This window comes from Geobacillus sp. LEMMY01 (genome assembly GCF_002042905.1).
In the GTDB taxonomy this organism is placed as follows: domain Bacteria; phylum Bacillota; class Bacilli; order Bacillales; family Anoxybacillaceae; genus Geobacillus; species Geobacillus proteiniphilus.
Window position 1 is genome coordinate 34,571 of record NZ_MVKA01000013.1, and the last position, 21,162, is coordinate 55,732.

Sequence of the window (21,162 nt, forward strand, 5' to 3'; positions counted from 1 at the left end):
CAAGGAGCGCCTTAGCCGGCCACTTGGTTCGCGTTATTTGGACGACACCGTGTCGCCAGCCGTTTCCTTTTTGACGGCCGGCTTCACTTTGCGATAGCGGGCCATACCCGTTCCAGCCGGGACGAGTTTGCCGATAATGACGTTTTCTTTTAAGCCAAGCAGTTCATCACGTTTTCCTTTGATCGCTGCATCGGTCAAGACGCGCGTCGTTTCTTGGAACGAAGCAGCAGACAAGAATGAATCTGTCTCAAGCGACGCTTTCGTGATGCCGAGCAACACCTGGCGGGCCGTCGCCGGCCGTTTCCCTTCGCGAAGAGCTTTGGCGTTGACATCCGTAAACTGGTGGACATCCAAAAGCGTACCCGGCAGCACATCGGTGTCGCCGGCATCGATGACGCGCACTTTGCGTAGCATTTGCCGCACCATGACCTCGATATGCTTATCGCTGATTTCCACCCCTTGCATCCGGTACACTTTTTGCACTTCACGAAGCAAGTACTCTTGAACGGATGTAATATCGCGCACGCGCAGCAACTGTTTCGGGTCGACCGAGCCTTCTGTCAGCTCTTGGCCGCGTTCGACGCGCTGACCTTCTTCGACTTTCAGCCGCGCGTTGTACGGCGCTACATACGTACGCGTTTCGACCTCGCTTTGCACGACGATTTCATATTGGTTGTCGCGCGTTTCATTAATCGAAATAACCGTGCCGTCGATTTCAGAAATGACCGCTTGCCCTTTCGGGTTGCGCGCTTCAAACAGCTCTTGCACCCGCGGCAAACCTTGAGTGATATCGTCGCCGGCGACGCCGCCTGTATGGAACGTCCGCATTGTCAGCTGCGTGCCCGGCTCGCCGATCGACTGAGCGGCGATAATGCCGACGGCTTCGCCAACTTCGACGTCCATGCCGGTCGCCATGTTGCGGCCGTAACATTTTTTGCAGACGCCATGGCGCGTGTTGCAGGCGAATACGGAGCGAATCCATACTTCCGTAATGCCGGCTTTAATGATCTCATTGGCGATATCTTCGGTGATCATCTCGTCTTTGCGGACGATCACTTCACCTGTTTCCGGATGGCGCACCGTTTTCTGCGCATAGCGGCCGACAAGCCGTTCTTCGAGCTTGACGACGACTTCCGTGCCATCCGTCAGCGCCCGAGCCAAAATGCCGCGGTCGGTGCCGCAATCTTCTTCGCGGACGATGACGTCTTGCGCCACGTCGACAAGGCGTCGCGTGAGATAGCCTGAGTCGGCCGTTTTGAGCGCCGTATCCGCCAATCCTTTCCGCGCGCCGTGCGTCGAGATAAAGTATTCCAATACCGTCAAGCCTTCGCGGAACGACGACTTGATCGGCAGCTCGATGATCCGGCCGGCCGGGTTGGCCATCAAACCGCGCATCCCCGCAAGCTGCGTAAAGTTCGACGCGTTCCCGCGCGCCCCAGAATCGCTCATCATAAAGATCGGGTTGCGTTTATCAAGCGACTTCATCAACCGGTCTTGAATTTTGTCTTTCGCCGCGCTCCAGATCGAGATGACGCGCTCGTACCGCTCTTCATCCGTAATCAACCCGCGGCGGAACTGCTTCAAAACCGTATCGACTTTCGCTTGCGCTTCATCCAAAATTTCTTGTTTTTCCGGCAGGACGACGATATCGGCCACGCCGATCGTGATGCCGGCTTTTGTCGAATATTGGAAACCAAGGTCTTTCATGCGGTCGAGCATCTTCGATGTTTCGGTGATTTTGAACCGTTTGAACACTTCAGCGATAATTTGCCCGAGCACTTTTTTCTTAAACGGCGGCACGAGTTCGCGCTTGCGAATTTCTTCGCGCACGTTAACCCCTTTGTCAAGGAAGTACTTGTCTGGCGTCCGTCCTTCGATGTTTTCTGTCGTCGGTTCGTTAATGTACGGGAACGAGTTCGGCAAAATTTCGTTGAAAATCAGTTTGCCGACCGTCGTTAAGAGCAGTTTGTTGTTTTGCTCTTCGGTGAACGTTTCGTTTTTCAGCGAGCCGGCATGAATGGCGATGCGCGAATGGAGATGGACGTAGCCGTTATGGTAGGCAAGCAACGCCTCGTCTGTGTCTTTGAACACCATGCCTTCGCCGATGGCTCCCTCGCGCTCCATCGTCAAGTAGTAGTTGCCCAACACCATGTCTTGTGATGGTGTCACGACCGGCTTCCCGTCTTTCGGGTTCAAAATGTTTTGCGCCGCCAGCATCAACAAACGTGCTTCGGCTTGCGCCTCAGCTGACAGCGGCACGTGCACCGCCATTTGGTCGCCGTCAAAGTCAGCGTTGTACGCCGTGCAAACAAGCGGATGAAGACGGATCGCCCGCCCTTCCACAAGCGTTGGTTCAAACGCCTGAATGCCGAGACGGTGCAGCGTCGGGGCGCGGTTTAACAGCACCGGATGTTCTTTGATGACATCTTCAAGCACATCCCACACTTCCGGATGAACGCGCTCGATTTTCCGTTTCGCGCTTTTAATGTTATGCGCCAACCCCCGCTCCACAAGCTCCTTCATGACGAACGGCTTGAACAGCTCAAGCGCCATTTCTTTCGGCAACCCGCATTGATACATTTTTAAGTTTGGGCCGACGACGATGACGGAGCGGCCGGAATAATCAACGCGTTTGCCGAGCAAGTTTTGCCGGAAGCGCCCTTGCTTCCCTTTCAGCATATGAGAAAGCGATTTTAACGGACGGTTCCCCGGACCGGTCACCGGACGGCCGCGGCGGCCGTTATCGATCAAAGCATCAACCGCCTCTTGCAACATCCGCTTCTCATTTTGGACGATAATGTTCGGCGCACCGAGATCAAGCAGCCGTTTCAGCCGGTTGTTACGGTTGATGACGCGGCGGTACAAATCGTTCAAATCCGATGTTGCAAACCGCCCGCCATCAAGCTGAACCATTGGACGCAGCTCCGGCGGAATGACCGGCAGTACATCAAGGACCATCCAAGCCGGGTCGTTCCCTGAACTGCGGAACGCTTCAAGCACTTCAAGCCGCTTAATGATGCGGGCGCGCCGTTGCCCTTGCGCCGTTTTCAGCTCTTCTTTCAGCGCGGCCACTTCTTTATCCAAATCGATGTCTTGGAGCAGCTTTTTGATCGCCTCCGCCCCCATCGACGCTTGGAACGATTGACCGTACTTCTCGCGATAGGCGCGGTATTCCTTTTCCGACAACAGCTGCTTTTTCTCAAGCGGCGTATCGCCCGGGTCGGTGACGACATAGGATGCAAAATAAATGACCTCTTCGAGCGCCCGCGGCGACATGTCAAGAACCAATCCCATCCGGCTCGGGATGCCTTTGAAATACCAGATGTGCGAAACCGGGGCAGCCAGCTCGATATGGCCCATCCGTTCGCGGCGGACTTTCGAGCGCGTCACTTCGACGCCGCAGCGGTCGCAGACGACGCCTTTGTAGCGAACGCGTTTATATTTGCCGCAATGGCACTCCCAGTCTTTCGTCGGGCCGAAAATGCGCTCGCAAAACAAGCCGTCTTTTTCCGGCTTTAACGTCCGATAGTTGATTGTCTCCGGCTTTTTGACTTCGCCATACGACCAAGAACGAATTTTCTCCGGGGAAGCGAGCCCAATTTTCATGTACTCAAACTTATTGACATCTAGCAAGGGGTATACCTCCCTTTTTGATCCGTCGGTTTTCCGTTCGCTCAAGCGGCCAATGGCGGGGAATAGCTCCCCGCCTGGCCGTTATGGCCGGTTTATTCTTTCGTCACCGCATCTTTCTCTTCGCCGGCTTCTTCCCGTTCGGCCGGTTTGACGTCCACCATGATGGCATCCGGTGCATGGTCATCATCATCATCAAAGTTTTCCATGTTCACTTCTTGTTCATCGCTCGTCAAAATCGTGACGTCCATGCCCAAGCTTTGCAACTCTTTGATCAACACTTTAAACGACTCCGGCACACCCGGCTCCGGAATGTTTTCCCCTTTGACAATCGCCTCGTACGTTTTGACACGGCCGACGACATCGTCGGACTTGACGGTCAAAATTTCTTGCAGCGTGTATGCCGCCCCATACGCCTCAAGCGCCCATACTTCCATCTCGCCAAAGCGCTGGCCGCCGAACTGCGCCTTGCCACCGAGCGGCTGCTGAGTGACGAGTGAGTACGGACCGGTGGAACGGGCATGAAGCTTGTCGTCGACCATGTGGGCGAGCTTGATCATGTACATGATCCCAACTGACACGCGGTTGTCAAACGGTTCGCCCGTCCGTCCGTCATACAGCACCGTTTTTGCATCGCGCGCTAGACCTGCCTCTTCGAGGATGTTCCAAACGTCTTCCTCCGTCGCCCCGTCAAAGACCGGGGAGGCGATGTGCAAGCCGAGTTTTTTCGCCGCCATGCCAAGGTGCAGCTCAAATACTTGCCCGATGTTCATCCGCGACGGAACGCCGAGTGGGTTTAACATGATGTCAATCGGCGTGCCATCCGGCAAGAATGGCATATCTTCCTCCGGCAAAATGCGGGAAATAACCCCTTTGTTCCCGTGGCGGCCTGCCATTTTGTCGCCCTCGGAAATTTTCCGCTTTTGCACAATATAGACGCGAACCAGTTGATTGACGCCCGGCGGAAGCTCGTCGCCGTCTTCGCGGTTGAATACTTTCACGTCAAGGACGATGCCGCCGCCGCCGTGCGGGACGCGCAACGACGTATCACGCACCTCGCGCGCTTTTTCGCCGAAGATCGCGTGCAAAAGCCGCTCTTCCGCTGTCAGCTCGGTCATTCCTTTTGGCGTCACTTTGCCGACGAGCAAGTCGCCGTCTTTCACTTCTGCGCCGATGCGGACGATGCCGCGTTCATCCAAGTTTTTCAGCGCATCCTCACCGACGTTTGGAATGTCGCGCGTAATTTCTTCCGGACCGAGCTTCGTATCGCGCGATTCGGCTTCATACTCTTCAATATGGATCGACGTATACACGTCTTCTTTGACGAGCCGTTCGCTCATGATGATCGCATCTTCGTAGTTGTAACCGTCCCATGTCATAAAGGCGACAAGCACGTTGCGGCCAAGCGCCAATTCGCCCTTATCCATCGACGGGCCATCGGCCAAAATTTCGCCCTTCTCAACGATATCGCCTTTTTTCACGATCGGCCGCTGGTTGTAGCACGTGCCTTGGTTCGAACGAACGAATTTCAGCAGCCGATATTTATCTAGATCACCCTTGACTTCTTTGCCGTCCACTTCAACCAGCCGACGCACCCAAATTTCCTTTGCTTCGACGCGCTCGACGATGCCGCGGTGCTTGCAAATGACCGCTGCGCCCGAGTCTTTCGCCGAAACATACTCCATCCCCGTGCCGACGATCGGCGCTTCCGGTTCCAACAGCGGCACGGCTTGCCGCTGCATGTTCGCCCCCATCAGCGCGCGGTTCGAGTCGTCGTTTTCCAAAAATGGGATGCACGCCGTCGCTGCCGAGACGACTTGCTTCGGCGAAACGTCCATGTAGTCGACGCGATCGCGCTTGACGACGATGTTCTCGCCGCGGAAACGGGCGACAACGTTTTCTTCAAGGAACGTGCCGTCCTCCGCAAGCGGTACGTTCGCCTGCGCTACAACGTAATTGTCCTCTTCATCAGCTGTCAAATAATCGATTTGGTCCGTCACCCGCCCCGTTTCCGGATCGACGCGCCGGTATGGGGTTTCAATAAAGCCGAACTTGTTCACTTTCGCGTAGGTGGATAGCGAGTTGATGAGCCCGATGTTCGGACCTTCCGGCGTTTCGATCGGACACATCCGCCCGTAGTGCGAATAGTGAACGTCGCGCACCTCAAACCCGGCGCGCTCGCGTGTCAATCCGCCAGGGCCAAGCGCGGACAGACGCCGCTTGTGCGTCAGTTCGGCCAATGGGTTCGTTTGGTCCATGAACTGTGACAGCTGCGAGCTGCCGAAAAACTCTTTGATCGCCGCGATCACTGGACGGATGTTGATGAGTTGCTGCGGCGTAATCGTGTTCGTATCTTGGATCGACATGCGCTCGCGCACGACGCGCTCCATGCGCGACAGGCCGATGCGGAATTGGTTTTGCAGCAGCTCACCGACCGAACGGAGGCGGCGGTTGCCTAAATGGTCGATGTCATCCGTATCGCCGACGCCGTGGAGCAAGTTGAAGAAATAGCTGATCGATGCAATGATGTCAGCCGGTGTAATATGTTTGACATCCTCGGCGATAAAGCCGTTGCCGATGACGTTGATCACTTTTTGGCCTTCCGGGTCATTCGGGGCATAAATTTTGATCGTTTGCACCGAAATGTCCCCGTCCACCACCCCTTCGGCCGGGCGGTACGTCTTTAGGCCTACACCTTTTTCCAAGTACGGAAGCAGACGATTGAGCATACGGCGGTCGATCATCGCTCCAGCTTCGGCGATGACTTCTCCTGTTTCCGGATCGGCAATCGTTTCGGCGATCCGTTGATTGAACAAACGGTTTTTAATATGAAGTTTTTTGTTGATTTTATAGCGCCCTACGCTCGCCAAGTCATAGCGTTTCGGGTCAAAAAAGCGCGACGCCAGCAAATTTTTCGCATTCTCAAGCGTCGGCGGCTCTCCCGGACGAAGACGCTCGTAAATTTCAATCAACGCTTTTTCCGTGCTGTCGGTATTATCTTTTTCAAGCGTATTGCGCAAGTATTCGTTGTCGCCGAGCAGATCGATGATTTCTTGATCGGAGCTGAACCCAAGCGCACGGAGAAGCACCGTAACCGGCAGTTTACGGGTGCGGTCGATGCGAACGTAAACGACGTCTTTCGCATCGGTTTCATATTCAAGCCATGCGCCGCGGTTCGGAATCACTGTCGCCGAGTAGCCGCGTTTGCCGTTTTTATCGACTTTGTCGCTGTAATAAACGCTTGGCGAACGGACGAGCTGGGAAACGATGACGCGTTCCGCCCCGTTGATAATAAACGTTCCGGTTTCCGTCATGAGCGGAAAATCGCCCATAAACACGTCTTGTTCCTTCACTTCGCCCGTTTCTTTATTGATCAGGCGAACTTTGACGCGAAGCGGCGCCGCATATGTAACGTCGCGTTCTTTCGCCTCTTCGACCGTATATTTCGGTTCTCCTAAACTATAGTCGATAAATTCAAGCGAGAGATTGCCGGAAAAGTCTTCAATCGGGGAAATTTCCCTAAACATTTCCCGCAGTCCTTCATCGAGAAACCATTGGTAGGAGGACGTTTGAATTTCGATCAAGTTCGGCAATTCCAGCACTTCGCTGATGCGTGCATAGCTTCTGCGTTGGCGGTGTCGCCCGTATTGAACTAGTCGGCCTGTCAAGAGTGATTCACCCCTCAAATGTAGACATTAGTGAAAACCGGAACCGGAACAGCTCCATCATCCGCCCCGCTCAGCAATCAATGCCGTCAAGGCGGACTGGCCGCTCCGTCATTCCGGGGCAAAGCGCTAGGCATGCATGCGGCCGGCCCCCGCCATCCGGACGGAAACGGCTTCGTTGCGTGCACCGCCGTTTCATTTAGGGGATTTAACACGCTCCCGGCGCGAGGAAACCAGGCGTTGAACGGAGAAAAAAAGAAAATGGTTTCTATTCCAATAGAAAACCATATGGTTCGTTGCTTATTGATTTTATCATTGTTTCCATTGCGTCCAAAATTATACGTCATCCCCTCTGCACGGGAAATGTGCATATTTAGCATTTTATAATGTTACCACAATAAAAAAACGGTGTCAACATTTTTTCGCCTTTATGATATAATATCCTTTTTTCTTCGCGACGACTTCTACAGCGGGAAAGCATTCGTTCAGTTTTTGCAAGGCAGATGGGGCGCCTTGCTTTTTTTGAATGACGACCCATAGCTCGCCGTGATCGAGCAGATGATCGCGGCTTTGTTCAAAAATCGCGTGAACAACCCGTTTGCCAGCCCGGATCGGCGGATTGGTGACGACCGCTGCAAATCGCTGTTCTCCGACTTCCGAAAAAAGATCGCTTTTGTAAATCACCGCATTGTCAATCCCGTTTGCCTGTTTGTTTTCCTGCGCCAGCTCGAGCGCTCGCTCGTTGACATCAATCATATGGATGCGCCGGTCTGGAAACGATTTGGCCAAGGCAAGCCCGATCGGCCCATATCCGCAGCCGACATCCAACAAATCCCCAGCCACTCCCGGCTCCTCGAACGTTTCAATTAACAGGCGTGTGCCAAAGTCGACTTCGCGCTTCGAAAACACTCCGCTGTCGGTCGTAAAGCGGAATTCATGCCCCCGCAGCACGTACGTCCACGTTTGCGGGTTTCGCTCCGACGTCGGATTGACTGAGTAATAATGCTCGCTCATCATCATCCCCTCCTTCTTGTCGGCAGGCTGCACCGCCTTCTGTTATATAGTGTTAACAAAAAAGAGGCTGCCCCTTGCTCGGGCCAACCTCTTTTTTCAATGGCGCAGCCATTACTTGATTTCGACTTTCGCGCCAGCTTCTTCGAGTTTTGCTTTGATTTCTTCGGCTTCTTCTTTCGCAATGCCTTCTTTGATCGGCTTCGGCGTGTTGTCGACCAAGTCTTTTGCTTCTTTCAAGCCGAGACCAGTGATTTCGCGAACGACTTTGATAACTTTGATTTTTTGCGCGCCGGCGTCGGCAAGAATGACGTCGAATTCCGTTTTTTCTGCCGCCGCTTCACCGCCAGCTGCTGCGCCACCCGCAACAACAACCGGAGCCGCAGCCGTTACGCCGAATTCTTCTTCGATCGCTTTCACCAATTCGTTTAATTCCAATACCGTCATATTTTTCACTGCTTCAATGATTTGTTCTTTCGTCATCACAACTTCCTCCTTTGTTTTCTGAATGATCGTTAAGCACATATCGATGCGCCATTATGCGCCTTGTTCCTCTTGCTTGTCAGCCACCGCTTTAACCGCAAGAGCAAAGTTGCGGATCGGGGCTTGAAGAACGCTAAGCAACATCGAAAGCAACCCTTCGCGGGACGGGAGTTTCGCCAACGCATCGATTTCTTCTTTGCTGGCGATGTTCCCTTCGATGACGCCGCCTTTGATTTCCAATGCTTCATGCGTTTTCGCAAACTCGCTTAAAATTTTTGCCGGCGCCACGACATCTTCATTGCTGAAGGCGATGGCATTTGGACCGGTGAACACTTCATCCAGTCCTTCCAAGCCGACTTCCGCGAGCGCCCGGCGGGTTAAGGTGTTTTTGTACACTTTAAACTCGACGCCTGCCTCGCGCAGCTGTTTGCGCAACTCGGTCATTTCTGCCACGTTTAGGCCGCGGTAATCAACGATGACGGTCGCCTTGCTGGCCCGGAATTTGTCTGCGATTTCCGCGACCACTTGTTTTTTCAGTTCAATCGCGCTCGACACGTCCTGCACCTCCTGTAAGGAAAATGAGAGAATACCACTTATACCGTTCGCTCAATAAAAAACCTCCATGCCGCGTAGACATGGAGGTGTCGTTCAACGCACCGCCGCTCGTTCCCGGCGCGGGGCGCGCTGTTCTATCGTCCACATACCTCGGTAGGAAATTAAGCCTCAAACAGGCACCTACTGTCTACGGTACAAATGATATTCATTTGTTCAGCCAAATGGCATTTTAACAGACGGACAAACAAAAGTCAACGGTTATTGTGCAACAGCAACCGTGGACGGGTCAACCTTGATGCCAGGGCCCATTGTCGACGTAATCGTGACGTTTTTCACGTACGTCCCTTTTGCCGCCGCCGGTTTGGCTTTCAAAATTGCTTCATAAACGGCCGTGAAGTTTTCAGCCAATTTCTCGTTGTCAAACGACACTTTGCCGATCGGAACGTGGATGTTGCCCGCTTTGTCGACGCGGTATTCCACTTTACCAGCCTTGATTTCTTGCACCGCTTTTGCTACGTCAAACGTGACTGTTCCGGTTTTCGGGTTTGGCATCAACCCTTTCGGCCCTAAAATGCGGCCGAGTTTCCCGACTTCCCCCATCATGTCCGGCGTAGCGACAACAACATCAAAGTCAAACCAGCCTTGCTGGATTTTGTTGATATATTCTGTATCGCCGACATAGTCAGCGCCAGCCGCTTCTGCTTCCTTCGCTTTTTCCCCTTTCGCGAACACCAACACGCGCGCCACTTTCCCTGTGCCGTGCGGCAGGACGACGGCGCCGCGAATTTGTTGGTCCGCTTTTTTCGGGTCAACGCCCAAACGGAACGCCACTTCCACTGTGGCATCGAATTTCGCGATGTTCGTTTTTTTCACGAGCTCGATCGCTTCAGCAATCGGGTATGCTTTGGAGCGGTCGACGAGCTTCAGTGCTTCTAAATATTTCTTCCCTCTTTTTGGCATGTGAAATTCCTCCTCGATTGTGGTTTTAGCGGAAAAAACCTCCCACGATCCTCCTGTGCTTATTCCTGGCAACAGGCCTTAAGCGAGGGATTGCATTAGATTCCCATTTTGACCATTATCCAGCCGTACGCTTGCCGGACGGCCCTTTCTCCATTGAGAAAGGTTGCGGAATACGCAACCTTTCCACACGCACCATTCATCCTTAATCTTCGATCACAATACCCATGCTGCGGGCCGTGCCTTCGATCATGCGCATGGCCGCCTCAATGCTCGCCGCATTCAAATCCGGCATTTTCAGCTCGGCGATCTCGCGCACTTTGTCGCGTTTAATTGTCGCCACTTTGTTGCGGTTCGGTTCGCCGGAGCCCGATTCAATGCCCGCCGCTTTTTTCAGCAATACAGCGGCTGGCGGCGTTTTCGTGATGAATGTAAATGAACGGTCTTCAAAAACCGTAATTTCAACCGGAATGATCAACCCTGCTTGGTCAGCCGTACGGGCATTAAACTCTTTGCAAAACGCCATAATATTGACACCGGCTTGACCCAACGCAGGACCTACTGGCGGCGCCGGATTCGCTTTCCCGGCAGGAATTTGCAGTTTGACGACCTTGATTACTTTTTTCGCCACGAGACACACCTCCTTAAGTCCGTGATGTGGTATTAGGGATTGCCCCTCCCACTCATCCGGCTCCGGTCTACTGAGCCGTTTTCCTATCTCCCGTTCCAGTTGAGAGGATCAGCGTAAAAACAAAATGGCTCCCTTATACAAGTGTATAAGTTCATCGCGATATGCCTCCGTTTAAGAGACATACTGACCTTAAAATAGTATCACTTTTCCCTAGCAATTGCAAGTTCTTTATCCATTAGATTTTTTCTATTTGCGAAAACTCAAGTTCCACCCGTGTTTCGCGCCCAAACATATCGACAAGCAGCTTCACTTTATGTTTATCCGGGTCAATCGCTTCAATTTTCCCTGTAAAGTTCGCAAACGGACCTTCTTTGATCCGCACCGTTTCATTTACCTCATAGTCGACGTCAACCTCGGCAAGCGGCATGCCCATCCGCTTCAAGATCATTTTCACTTCTTCCTCCATAAGCGGCGTCGGTTTCGAACCAGCCCCGCTTGAGCCGACAAATCCAGTGACGCCCGGCGTGTTGCGCACGACATACCATGAGTCATCCGTCATGACCATCTCAACGAGCACATAGCCAGGGAACACTTTCTTTTTCGTCGTTTTCCGTTTCCCGTTTTTGACGTCCGTTTCCGTCTCTTCCGGAACGACGACGCGAAAAATTTTATCTTGCATTCCCATCGATTCGACGCGTTTTTCCAAATTGGCTTTCACTTTGTTTTCATATCCCGAATATGTATGGACGACATACCAGTTTTTTTCCATCAGCGAGCCTCCCCAGGGCGGTTTTCGTCTTGTTTTTTTGCGCAAAACAAAAACCCGTTGCCGGGTTCCATACGCGCGCGATTATCTTTCATTATAACATATCCTTCGCCCGCTTATTCAAACACGAGGCGAATCAACTCAGAAATGCCGAGGTCCACAACGGCAAAAAAGACGGTGAAAAACGCCACCGTGGCCAACACGACCGCCGTGTAGTTCACTAACTCCTTCCGGTTTGGCCAACTCACTTTTTTCAGCTCGCGTACGACTTCTTTTAAAAAGCTGGTTACTCGCTGCATCACTCGTACCTCCATCATCGTTCAAAACTATCTCCACCGCCTATTCCGTCTCGCGATGGATCGTATGTTTGTTGCATGTTGAGCAAAACTTGTTGGCCATACGGCGCTCACCAAGGCGACGTATTTGTTTTGCTGCCGTATAGTTTCGGCTCCCGCACTGCGCGCAAGCCAGCGTCACTTTTTGCGCATCAGCATTCCACCGTTCCTGCGAGATGTCCATAAAAATTTATCATATTGGCTGTTTCGCTGTCAATGACATCTTTTGATGCGGCGGTGCGATGCTACAAACTGATCTCGCGGTATTCCAAATATTTCTCGAGCTTCCGCTTGACGCGCTGTAAAGCATTGTCGATCGACTTGACATGGCGGTTCAGCTCTTCGGAAATTTCCTGGTATGAGCGCCCATCCAAATACAAAGCGAGCACTTTCCGCTCGAGGTCGCTGAGCAGCTCCGCCATCTTTAGTTCAATATCGTCGACTTCCTCGCGGTTGACAATCAATTGTTCCGGGTCCGTCACCTGCGTGCCGGACAACACATCCATCAGCGTCCGATCCGACTCGTCATCATAAATCGGCTTATCCAAGGAAACGTAAGAATTGAGCGGAATATGCTTTTGGCGGGTCGCCGTTTTAATCGCGGTAATCATTTGCCTTGTGATGCAAAGTTCTGCAAATGCTTTAAATGAGGAAAGCTTGTCCCCCTTAAAATCGCGGACGGCCTTATACAGACCGATCATTCCTTCCTGCACGATATCTTCCCGATCAGCTCCGACTAAAAAATAGGAGCGAGCTTTGGCGCGCACAAAGTTTTGATATTTATGGATTAAAAAATCAAGTGCTTCCCCATCCCCTTCGTGAACGAGCGCAACAAGCTGCTCATCGTCCAGCTGATGATAATCTTTCCCTTTCATTGCTTTCAAGCATTCCCCCACGCTGATCCCCCCGACCGCATCAATCGCTAACATGTATTATACAGGACAAATTTTTACAGCGTCAACCGCTCATTTTTCTCCTCTTCGCCATTTTTCAAAAATTTCAGCAATTCTATCATTTAGCGGAACTTTGGAGATCGGAGTGCGCTGCCGCATCGCTTTTACTTTTTGGGAAATGTCCCGCTCAACCGTCTCGACTTCATCTAATAGCTCGCGCGCCGACTTGCGCAGAGCGCCTTGGCCGAACACCGTCCATTGTTCGGTGTAGTCGGAGGTAGCGACATACACTTTTGTGCGCGCATTCATCAATGTTTTCGCCAACCGTTCAATTCGCTCATCGGCCGTCTCATGTTCCTTTGTAAAAATGACGTCGACGTCGTAATGTTTATACTTTTTCTCGTTTCCTTGCACGAGGTGGGCATCGAATACGATTACGACATGGTCCCCGGTGAATCCTTTGTAGTCAGCCATTTTTTCAATCAATAAATCCCTTGCCGCTGCCAGATCGCCCTCTTCTTTCAGCCGGCGCAGCTCCGGCCACGCTCCGATGATGTTATAGCCGTCGACAATCAAAATGTTCATCGGCTATTCTCCCAACGGATACCGCTTCCGGTACACCTCGTACATGAGCAGGCTGGCGGCGACAGAGGCATTGAGCGAGGTGACATGGCCGCGCATCGGCAACCGGAACAAGAAATCGCACTTTTCAAGCACTAGGCGGCTGATCCCTTTTCCTTCGCTCCCGATTACGAGCGCCAGCGGCATCGTGCCATCGAGCGAGCGGTAGTCGTCTTGAGCCGATGCATCCGTTCCGGCTACCCACACTCCGCGCTCTTTCAGCTCGTCAATCGTCCGCGCCAAGTTTGTCACACGCGCGACCGGAACGTGCTCAATCGCCCCGGTCGACGCCTTCGCCACCGTTTGGGTCAGCCCAACCGAACGCCGCTTCGGAATGATGAGGCCGTGCGCCCCGACCGCATCAGCGGTGCGCATAATGGCCCCTAAATTATGCGGATCCTCAAGCTCGTCCAAGATGAGAAAAAACGGCGCCTCGCCCCGCTCGGCGGCGCGAGCGAACAAGTCATCGATTTCATAGTAGCGGTAGGCCGCCGCCTGAGCGACAACCCCTTGATGAGCACCTTCAGCCATCTGGTCAAGCTTGCGCTTCGGGACATATTGGACGAGCACGCCCCGCCGCTTCGCCCATTCAAGCACAGGTTCGACGGTATGGCGCTGCGCCCCTTCAGCGATCCAAATTTTATTGATGTCACGCCCGGCTTTGAGCGCTTCAATGACCGGATTTTTGCCGATAATGTAGTCCATCATTCCAACGCCCTTTCTTCTCTTTCAATAATGGCAAACGAACGGCCGATCAGCTCATCAACCCGCTTTTCATTATTAACCAAAAAATGATAACCGATGAGCGCCTCAAAGGCCGTGCTATGCCGGTATGTTTGCACGTCCGTATTTTTCGGGATCGTGCCTGATTTGGCATTGCGGCCGCGGCGGACGATGTCCTTTTCCTCCTCGGTCAGGACGCCCTCGTCAAGCAACGCCAAAATCACTTGCGCTTGCGCCCGCGCCGACACATAGCGAACCGCCCGCCGATGCAGCTCATGCGGCCGCACGCTGCCGCCAGCAAGCAAATGGCGGCGCACATACACCTCGTAAACCGCATCGCCAATATAGGCAAGCGCCAGTCCATTCAACTGCTTCACATCGTTGACCGTTTCAAACTCCGCCATCATCGCGTGCTATCCCCGTTTCCATCTCGTTCCTTGCGGCGTGTCTTCCAAAATGATGTTTTTCGCCCTCAGCTCGTCGCGAATGCGGTCGGCCAGCGCAAAATCGCGGTTTTTCCGCGCTTCATTGCGCTTTTGGATCAACGCCTCGATTTCCTCATCAAGCAACTCGTCTTGCTTTAAGGTGAGCCCTAGTATGTCCGCCAGCTGTTCGAACTCGCGCAAAAACGCGTGAATGACCTTCTCGGATGTCGTTTTTTCCTGCAAGTACAAGTTGGCCTGCTTCGCCAGTTCAAACAATACGGCAATGCCGTTGGCTGTGTTGAAATCGTCGTCCATTTCACGGATAAACGAGGCGCGGATGTCCGCAATGCGCGACAGCCATTCCTCGTCATTGTCCGTTAAGTTCGTGCTTGCCTGCAAGCGATGCTGCAAATTGCCGTACGCCGTCTTCAGGCGCTCGAGTCCTCGCCGCGCGCTCTCAAGCAGTTCCTCACTGTAGTTGATCGGATGGCGGTAATGCACCGACAGCATGAAAAACCGCAGCACTTGCGGGTCGATCTGCCGGATGATATCGTGAACGAGCACGAAATTGCCAAGCGACTTCGACATTTTTTCGTTGTTAATATTTAAATACCCATTGTGCAGCCAATATTTCGCGAACGGTTTGCCGGTCAGCGCCTCCGACTGGGCGATTTCGTTTTCATGGTGCGGGAATGTTAAGTCTTGGCCGCCAGCGTGGATATCGATCGTATCGCCCAAATATTTGCGCGCCATCGCCGAGCATTCGATATGCCAACCAGGCCGCCCTTTCCCCCATGGGCTGTCCCAACAAATTTCTCCTTCCTTCGCTGCTTTCCAAAGGGCGAAATCAAGTGGATCGTCTTTTTTCTCCCCAATTTCGATGCGCGCCCCAGCTTGCAGCTCATCGATCGATTGATGAGACAGCTTGCCGTATTCGCGGAACTTGCGCGTCCGGTAATACACGTCGCCGTCGACTTCGTAGGCATATCCTTTGTCAATGAGCGCCTGAATGAATTCGATAATCGTATCAATGTTTTCGGTCACCCGCGGATGGATGTCCGCTTTTTTGCAGCCAAGCGCCTGAATGTCTTCAAAATACGCCTCAATAAACCGCTCGGCGATCGCCGGCACGCTCTCGCCGAGCTCGCGGGCCGCTTTGATCAGCTTGTCATCGACGTCGGTAAAGTTCGATACATACGTCACATCATAGCCGCGGAACTCCAAATAGCGGCGGATCGTGTCAAAAACGATGGCGGCCCGAGCATTGCCGATGTGAATATAATTATAGACGGTCGGGCCGCACACATACATTTTCACTTTATTCGGCTCCAGCGGCTCAAACGGTTCTTTTTTTCGCGTCAGCGTATTATAAAGCCGGATGCTGCTCATACTCGTTCTTCCTTTCTTGTTGTTTCAATGCCTCAAGCTCGCTTTTCAGCCGGGCGATTTCCTCTTCAAGCTCCCGAAACCGGTCGGCGATCGGGTCAGGCAGGTCGGTATGATTTAAATCTTTCTTCACTTTCACCCCGTCGCGCACAACGACGCGGCCCGGAATGCCAACGACGGTCGAATTGGGCGGTACGTCTTTTAACACGACCGACCCAGCGCCGATTTTCGAGTTTTCCCCGATCGTAATCGAACCGAGCACTTTCGCGCCGGCAGCGATCAAACAGTTGTCTTTGATCGTCGGGTGCCGCTTCCCTTTTTCTTTCCCTGTCCCGCCTAATGTGACCCCTTGATAGACGGTGACATTGTCGCCGATTTCGCACGTTTCGCCGATCACCACGCCCATGCCGTGGTCGATGAAAAAGCGGCGGCCGATTTTCGCGCCCGGATGGATTTCAATGCCAGTGAAAAAGCGGCTGATTTGCGAAATCAAGCGGGCAAGAAAGTAAAATTTCCGCTTGTAAAGCGCATGGGCGATCCGATGCGCCCAGATGGCATGCAGGCCGGAATACGTTAAAATGACTTCCAAATAGCTTCTCGCCGCCGGGTCTTGCTCAAAAATGACCTCAATATCCTCTTTTAACGTTTTAAACATGATGTCCTCCCTCCATCCCTCTAAGTTGTCTTGAATAAAAAAGCGTCCCTGTGCCGAAGACACAGAGACGCTTTTGGCGCGGTTCCACTCTGTTTAGCGAAACGGGGCGCCGTTTCGCTCACTCGATTCCGATAACGGAGATGCTCCGCTCCCCTCTACTGCAGAACGTCTCTGTTCCGGTTCGAAAGGAGGCTCCGAGGCGCACTTCGGACAGCACCGAACATAAGCCGCTTCCAGCCAAGGCGGCTCTCTCTGGGATGCCGATGCTTCCTACTTCTCCTCGTCAACGCTTTTTCCTTATGCGCTTGTTCCATCGAAATTTTATATTATTATACCACATCCATCATGCAAACGTGCATAGAGGCCGATTAAAATTTTTCTTGCAACGCCCGCTCCAGCCGCTCGATCACTTTTTCTTTGCCGAGCAGCTGAATGGCAAACGGCAGCTCCGGTCCGTGCGTTTGTCCAGTCACCGCCGCGCGAATCGGCATAAACAACTTTTTCCCTTTTTGCCCGGTCGCCTTTTGCACCGCTTTAATGGCCGCTTTAATCTCGTCTGCCGTAAACGGCTCAAGCTCACGCACGCTCTCAAGGAAGGTGGAAAGCACAGCCGGCACTTGCTCTTCAGCGAGCACTTGACGCGCCTCGTCCTCGTAGTCGATTTCTTCTTTAAAGAACAGCTCAGACAGCGGGACGATCTCCGCCCCGTAGCTCATTTGCTCTTGATACAAAGCAATTAAATCGCGCGCCCATTGCCGCTGTTCGTCAGTCATATCCGCCGGCAGGCGCCCGGCTTTCACTAAATGCGGCAAGGCCAGCTCAACAAGCCGGTCAAGATCAAGCTTTTTGATATATTGGTTGTTCATCCATGTCAGCTTTTTCGTATCAAACATGGACGGCGATTTTGACAGCCGGGAGACATCGAACATGCGGATCAGTTCGTCTTTCGTAAAAATTTCTTCCTCTCCTTCCGGCGACCAGCCAAGCAAAGCGAAAAAGTTGAACATCGCTTCCGGCAAATAGCCAAGTTCTTTGTATTGCGAGACGAACTGAATGATCGATTCATCGCGCTTAGACAGCTTTTTCCGCTGCTCGTTGACGATCAACGTCAAGTGCGCGAACTGCGGCGGCTCCCAGCCGAAATACTCGTATACCATGAGCTGCTTCGGCGTATTGGACAAATGTTCCTCACCGCGAAACACATGGCTGATTTCCATTAAATGGTCATCGATGACAACAGCGAAATTGTATGTCGGAATGCCATTGGCCTTTACAATCACCCAATCGCCGCCGACATCTTTCGATTCAAACACCACTTTGCCGCGCACTAAATCGTAAAACTCGTACGTTTTCCCTTCCGGCACCTTCAGGCGGATCGTATACGGCTTCCCTTGCGCCTCGAGCTCCGCGACCTGCTCCGGCGTCAAATGGCGGCATTTGCCGCTATACTGCGGAGCGGCGATGCCGGCCGCCCGCTGCGCCTCCCGCTCGCGCTCGAGCTCTTCCGGCGTGCAAAAACATTGGTACGCATGCCCTTGCTCAAGCAATTCATTCACATATTTTCGGTAAATATCGAGCCGCTCCGTTTGCCGGTACGGCCCGTAGCCGCCATCTTTATCAATCGATTCATCATAATCAATGCCGAGCCATTTTAAGTTTTCGAGCTGCGACTTTTCGCCGCCTTCGATGTTCCGTTCAATATCCGTATCCTCGATGCGGACGATCATTTTTCCACCGTGATGGCGGGCGAACAAATAGTTAAACAGCGCTGTCCGCGCACCGCCGATATGCAAATGGCCGGTTGGGCTCGGCGCATAGCGCACGCGCACCTCTTTTGCCATCATCCAAACCCTCCACTTCCATCAAAGCTTGTGCTATTATTGTACCGTTTATAGCGGCAAAGTTCAAAACAGACGGCTCTCGCCTAGGCAGCGCCACGCCGCCGACGCCCCCTTTACACCTCCTAGCCAGGACGGCGAACAAAGCGCTTATGTATTAAGGAACGAGGTCTCCCAAATGATGTTGCCAAAGGCCGCTCCATTAGCTTTTTTGCAGCAAGACGACCGCCTGGGCGGCAATGCCTTCCCCCCGCCCAGTGAATCCGAGCTTCTCCGTCGTCGTTGCCTTCACATTGACTTGCGAGCGCTCGGCTTCCAGCAACCGAGCGATCACCGCCCTCATTTCTTCAATATACGGCGCCATCTTCGGCTTTTGTGCGATGATCGTGCAGTCGGCGTTCACGAGCCTATACCCTTCCTGCCGAGCGAGCGCCCATACGTGCGCCAACAGCTCAGCCGAGTCGGCATCTTTAAAGCGCGGATCTGTGTCCGGAAAATGTCGGCCGATATCGCCGGCGCCGATCGCCCCAAGGCATGCGTCCGCCACCGCATGAAGCAGCACGTCGGCATCTGAGTGGCCGAGCAGCCCCTTTTCATACGGAATGGTGACGCCGCCAATGATCAGCGGACGCCCTTCAACAAGCTGATGGACGTCAAACCCTTGTCCAATGCGAAACATCTCTCCACCCCCATCTATTCGGCCATGCGGCTTGCCAAAATCGCCTCAGCAAACAAAAGGTCCTCCGGCGTCGTCAGCTTAATATTGCGATAATCCCCTTCAATGATCTTCACCGGCTTGCCGATTCGCTCCACAAGGCTGGCGTCATCCGTGCCGAGATAGCCAGCCTGTTTCGCCGCTTTGTGCGCTTCCATGATCAAAGACAGACGAAAAGCTTGTGGCGTCTGCACCGCCCACAAGCTGGAACGATCAATCGTCTGTTCGACAAACAAACCGTTCGCTTTTTTGATCGTATCTTTCACCCGCACTGCCGGGATCGCCGCCCCGTACTGAACGGCGGCGTTCACTAGCTCGTGCAAATGATGGACGCGGACAAACGGGCGGGCGCCGTCATGGATGAGAACAATCTCCTCCCCCTCGAGCGCCTGCAATCCGTTATAGACGCTATGCTGCCGCTCCTCGCCGCCGTCGGCAAGCGCGGCGACTTTTCGAATGCGAAAGCGGGCGAGCAGCTGCTCAAATCGGCTTCGCTCGGCCGGGTTGACGACAAGCACAATGCGAACGCACCGCTCATCGCGCTCAAACACTTCCAGCGTCCGAACGATGAGAGGCTCGCCGCCAAGCTCAAGGAATTGCTTGTTCATGCCGGCGTTCATCCGCTTTCCTTGCCCGGCCGCCAAGACAATCGCTTCGTAATTCATTGGCCGTTTCCCCTATTCGTTTTACAACGCTTTTTGCAGCAGTTTCAATTTGGCAAAAATCATTCTCCCTGCAGATGTTTGTAACACGCTGGTGACTAACACGTCAACCCGTTTGCCGATATATTCTTTGCCATCTTCGACGACGATCATCGTCCCGTCGTCCAAATAGGCGACGCCTTGGTTATGCTCCTTCCCATCTTTAATGACGTGTACGTTCAGCTCCTCGCCTGGCAGCACGACCGGTTTGACGGCATTCGCCAAATCGTTGATATTCAAAACACGCACGTTTTGCAGCTCACATACTTTGTTTAAATTGAAATCGTTCGTCACGACAACGCCTTGAAGCTGCTTCGCCAGCTTGACGAGTTTGCTGTCGACTTCCTGGACGTCGCTGAAATCCGCTTCATGGATTTCCACTTTCATCGCCATTTCTTTTTGGATGCGGTTCAAAATATCCAAGCCGCGGCGGCCGCGGTTCCGCTTCAGCACGTCGGACGAATCGGCGATATGCTGCAATTCTTCGAGCACAAACCGAGGGATGACAAGCGGCCCTTCCAAAAACCCGGTTTGGCAAATGTCTGCAATCCGCCCGTCGATGATGACGCTCGTATCCAAAATTTTCACGGCACCGCCCTTTGACGGTTCGTTTTCCGCTTCTCCACCTTTTTTCTTCGCCATGCGGTTGGACAAGGAAAATAAGTTCATCAACTCATTCCGTTTCTTTAAACCGACACGAAACCCTAAGTAGCCAAGCAACACCGTCAAAAAAATCGGCAACACCGTATTCAACACTTGAATGTGAAACGACTGCAACGGCATGACAACGAAAAACGCGATAATAAGACCGAAAATCAGCCCGAGACTGCCAAACAGCACGTCGGCGGCCGGCGCCTTCACCAGCGTTTCCTCCACCCAGCGAATCATGTCGACGACATAATCGACAAGCCAAAACGTCAACAAAAAGAAAACGACTGCCCCCAGCACCGCCAGCGTATAAGAATTATTGAGAAGCGGCATGCCGCTCACATTCATCAGCTTAAGCAAGTCAGGCAAAAACATGGCGCCTAACGTTCCGCCCACGGCGAGGAAAAATAATTGCACAATGCGTTTGACCATCAGCCCATCTTCACCTCCCTATTTAACATTATAAACAGTTTCCAATGTTTGAAACCAATTGGAAGGCAATTTTTAACCGTTTTTGAACATTC

At 53.0% G+C, this 21,162-nt stretch carries 20 protein-coding genes and 2 other annotated features; all 20 genes read right to left on the reverse strand.

Annotation, left to right across the window (positions count from 1 at the left end; all coding sequences use genetic code 11):
- Positions 1–33 precede the first annotated feature (33 nt).
- The 20 genes from rpoC to B1A75_RS08320 all read right to left on the reverse strand — a co-directional run bounded on the left by rpoC (position 34) and on the right by B1A75_RS08320 (position 21,070).
- The gene (rpoC, locus tag B1A75_RS08225; RefSeq protein ID WP_074043599.1) at positions 34–3,633 is read right to left on the reverse strand and encodes a DNA-directed RNA polymerase subunit beta'; all 3,600 of its coding nucleotides are present in this window, start codon (positions 3,631–3,633) and stop codon (positions 34–36) included.
- A gap of 92 nt (positions 3,634–3,725) precedes the next feature.
- Entirely contained in the window at positions 3,726–7,298 is a 3,573-nt protein-coding gene (rpoB, locus tag B1A75_RS08230) for a DNA-directed RNA polymerase subunit beta (protein WP_074043600.1), read from the reverse strand.
- Between the two features lie 408 nt (positions 7,299–7,706).
- Entirely contained in the window at positions 7,707–8,309 is a 603-nt protein-coding gene (locus B1A75_RS08235) for a class I SAM-dependent methyltransferase (RefSeq protein ID WP_074043601.1), read from the reverse strand.
- A 111-nt stretch (positions 8,310–8,420) separates the two neighbouring features.
- Positions 8,421–8,789, reverse strand: a complete 369-nt coding sequence (gene rplL, locus B1A75_RS08240; protein WP_074043602.1) for a 50S ribosomal protein L7/L12 — start codon at positions 8,787–8,789, stop codon at positions 8,421–8,423.
- Positions 8,790–8,843: 54 nt separating this feature from the next.
- Complete coding sequence (gene rplJ, locus B1A75_RS08245; RefSeq protein ID WP_033017249.1) at positions 8,844–9,344, reverse strand: 50S ribosomal protein L10; 501 nt, start codon at positions 9,342–9,344, stop codon at positions 8,844–8,846.
- 47 nt (positions 9,345–9,391) lie between these two features.
- Positions 9,392–9,555: a sequence feature (ribosomal protein L10 leader region), on the reverse strand.
- Between the two features lie 47 nt (positions 9,556–9,602).
- Positions 9,603–10,304, reverse strand: a complete 702-nt coding sequence (rplA, locus tag B1A75_RS08250) for a 50S ribosomal protein L1 (protein WP_074043603.1) — start codon at positions 10,302–10,304, stop codon at positions 9,603–9,605.
- A 202-nt stretch (positions 10,305–10,506) separates the two neighbouring features.
- Positions 10,507–10,932, reverse strand: coding sequence for a 50S ribosomal protein L11 (gene rplK, locus B1A75_RS08255; RefSeq protein ID WP_011229608.1), 426 nt, complete (start codon positions 10,930–10,932; stop codon positions 10,507–10,509).
- A 235-nt stretch (positions 10,933–11,167) separates the two neighbouring features.
- On the reverse strand, positions 11,168–11,701 hold the full coding sequence (gene nusG / locus B1A75_RS08260; RefSeq protein WP_012820482.1) for a transcription termination/antitermination protein NusG: 534 nt from the start codon (positions 11,699–11,701) through the stop codon (positions 11,168–11,170).
- Between the two features lie 113 nt (positions 11,702–11,814).
- Positions 11,815–11,997, reverse strand: a complete 183-nt coding sequence (secE, locus tag B1A75_RS08265; RefSeq protein WP_074043604.1) for a preprotein translocase subunit SecE — start codon at positions 11,995–11,997, stop codon at positions 11,815–11,817.
- Positions 11,998–12,037: 40 nt separating this feature from the next.
- Positions 12,038–12,217, reverse strand: a complete 180-nt coding sequence (gene rpmG, locus B1A75_RS08270) for a 50S ribosomal protein L33 (RefSeq protein WP_074043605.1) — start codon at positions 12,215–12,217, stop codon at positions 12,038–12,040.
- Between the two features lie 61 nt (positions 12,218–12,278).
- Positions 12,279–12,962, reverse strand: coding sequence for an RNA polymerase sporulation sigma factor SigH (gene sigH / locus B1A75_RS08275; RefSeq protein WP_013143979.1), 684 nt, complete (start codon positions 12,960–12,962; stop codon positions 12,279–12,281).
- A gap of 36 nt (positions 12,963–12,998) precedes the next feature.
- Positions 12,999–13,511 (reverse strand): NYN domain-containing protein, encoded by a 513-nt coding sequence (locus B1A75_RS08280; RefSeq protein WP_012820478.1) that lies wholly within the window; start codon positions 13,509–13,511, stop codon positions 12,999–13,001.
- 3 nt (positions 13,512–13,514) lie between these two features.
- On the reverse strand, positions 13,515–14,252 hold the full coding sequence (rlmB, locus tag B1A75_RS08285; protein WP_074043606.1) for a 23S rRNA (guanosine(2251)-2'-O)-methyltransferase RlmB: 738 nt from the start codon (positions 14,250–14,252) through the stop codon (positions 13,515–13,517).
- On the reverse strand, positions 14,252–14,677 hold the full coding sequence (locus tag B1A75_RS08290) for a Mini-ribonuclease 3 (protein WP_014194591.1): 426 nt from the start codon (positions 14,675–14,677) through the stop codon (positions 14,252–14,254). Before B1A75_RS08290 ends, rlmB begins: the two co-directional genes overlap by 1 nt.
- 6 nt (positions 14,678–14,683) lie before the next feature.
- A complete protein-coding gene (cysS, locus tag B1A75_RS08295; RefSeq protein ID WP_074043607.1) occupies positions 14,684–16,084 on the reverse strand; it encodes a cysteine--tRNA ligase in 1,401 nt (466 codons plus the stop codon).
- Positions 16,062–16,799, reverse strand: coding sequence for a serine O-acetyltransferase (gene cysE / locus B1A75_RS08300; RefSeq protein WP_074043608.1), 738 nt, complete (start codon positions 16,797–16,799; stop codon positions 16,062–16,064). Before cysE ends, cysS begins: the two co-directional genes overlap by 23 nt.
- Positions 16,797–17,032 (reverse strand) — a binding site (T-box leader). Its footprint overlaps the gene before it by 3 nt.
- 72 nt (positions 17,033–17,104) lie before the next feature.
- Entirely contained in the window at positions 17,105–18,577 is a 1,473-nt protein-coding gene (gene gltX / locus B1A75_RS08305) for a glutamate--tRNA ligase (RefSeq protein WP_074043613.1), read from the reverse strand.
- Positions 18,578–18,776: 199 nt separating this feature from the next.
- A complete protein-coding gene (gene ispF, locus B1A75_RS08310) occupies positions 18,777–19,253 on the reverse strand; it encodes a 2-C-methyl-D-erythritol 2,4-cyclodiphosphate synthase (protein ID WP_012820473.1) in 477 nt (158 codons plus the stop codon).
- 14 nt (positions 19,254–19,267) lie between these two features.
- Complete coding sequence (gene ispD, locus B1A75_RS08315) at positions 19,268–19,954, reverse strand: 2-C-methyl-D-erythritol 4-phosphate cytidylyltransferase (RefSeq protein WP_074043609.1); 687 nt, start codon at positions 19,952–19,954, stop codon at positions 19,268–19,270.
- Positions 19,955–19,975: 21 nt separating this feature from the next.
- Complete coding sequence (locus B1A75_RS08320) at positions 19,976–21,070, reverse strand: PIN/TRAM domain-containing protein (RefSeq protein WP_074043610.1); 1,095 nt, start codon at positions 21,068–21,070, stop codon at positions 19,976–19,978.
- Positions 21,071–21,162: the final 92 nt, after the last annotated feature.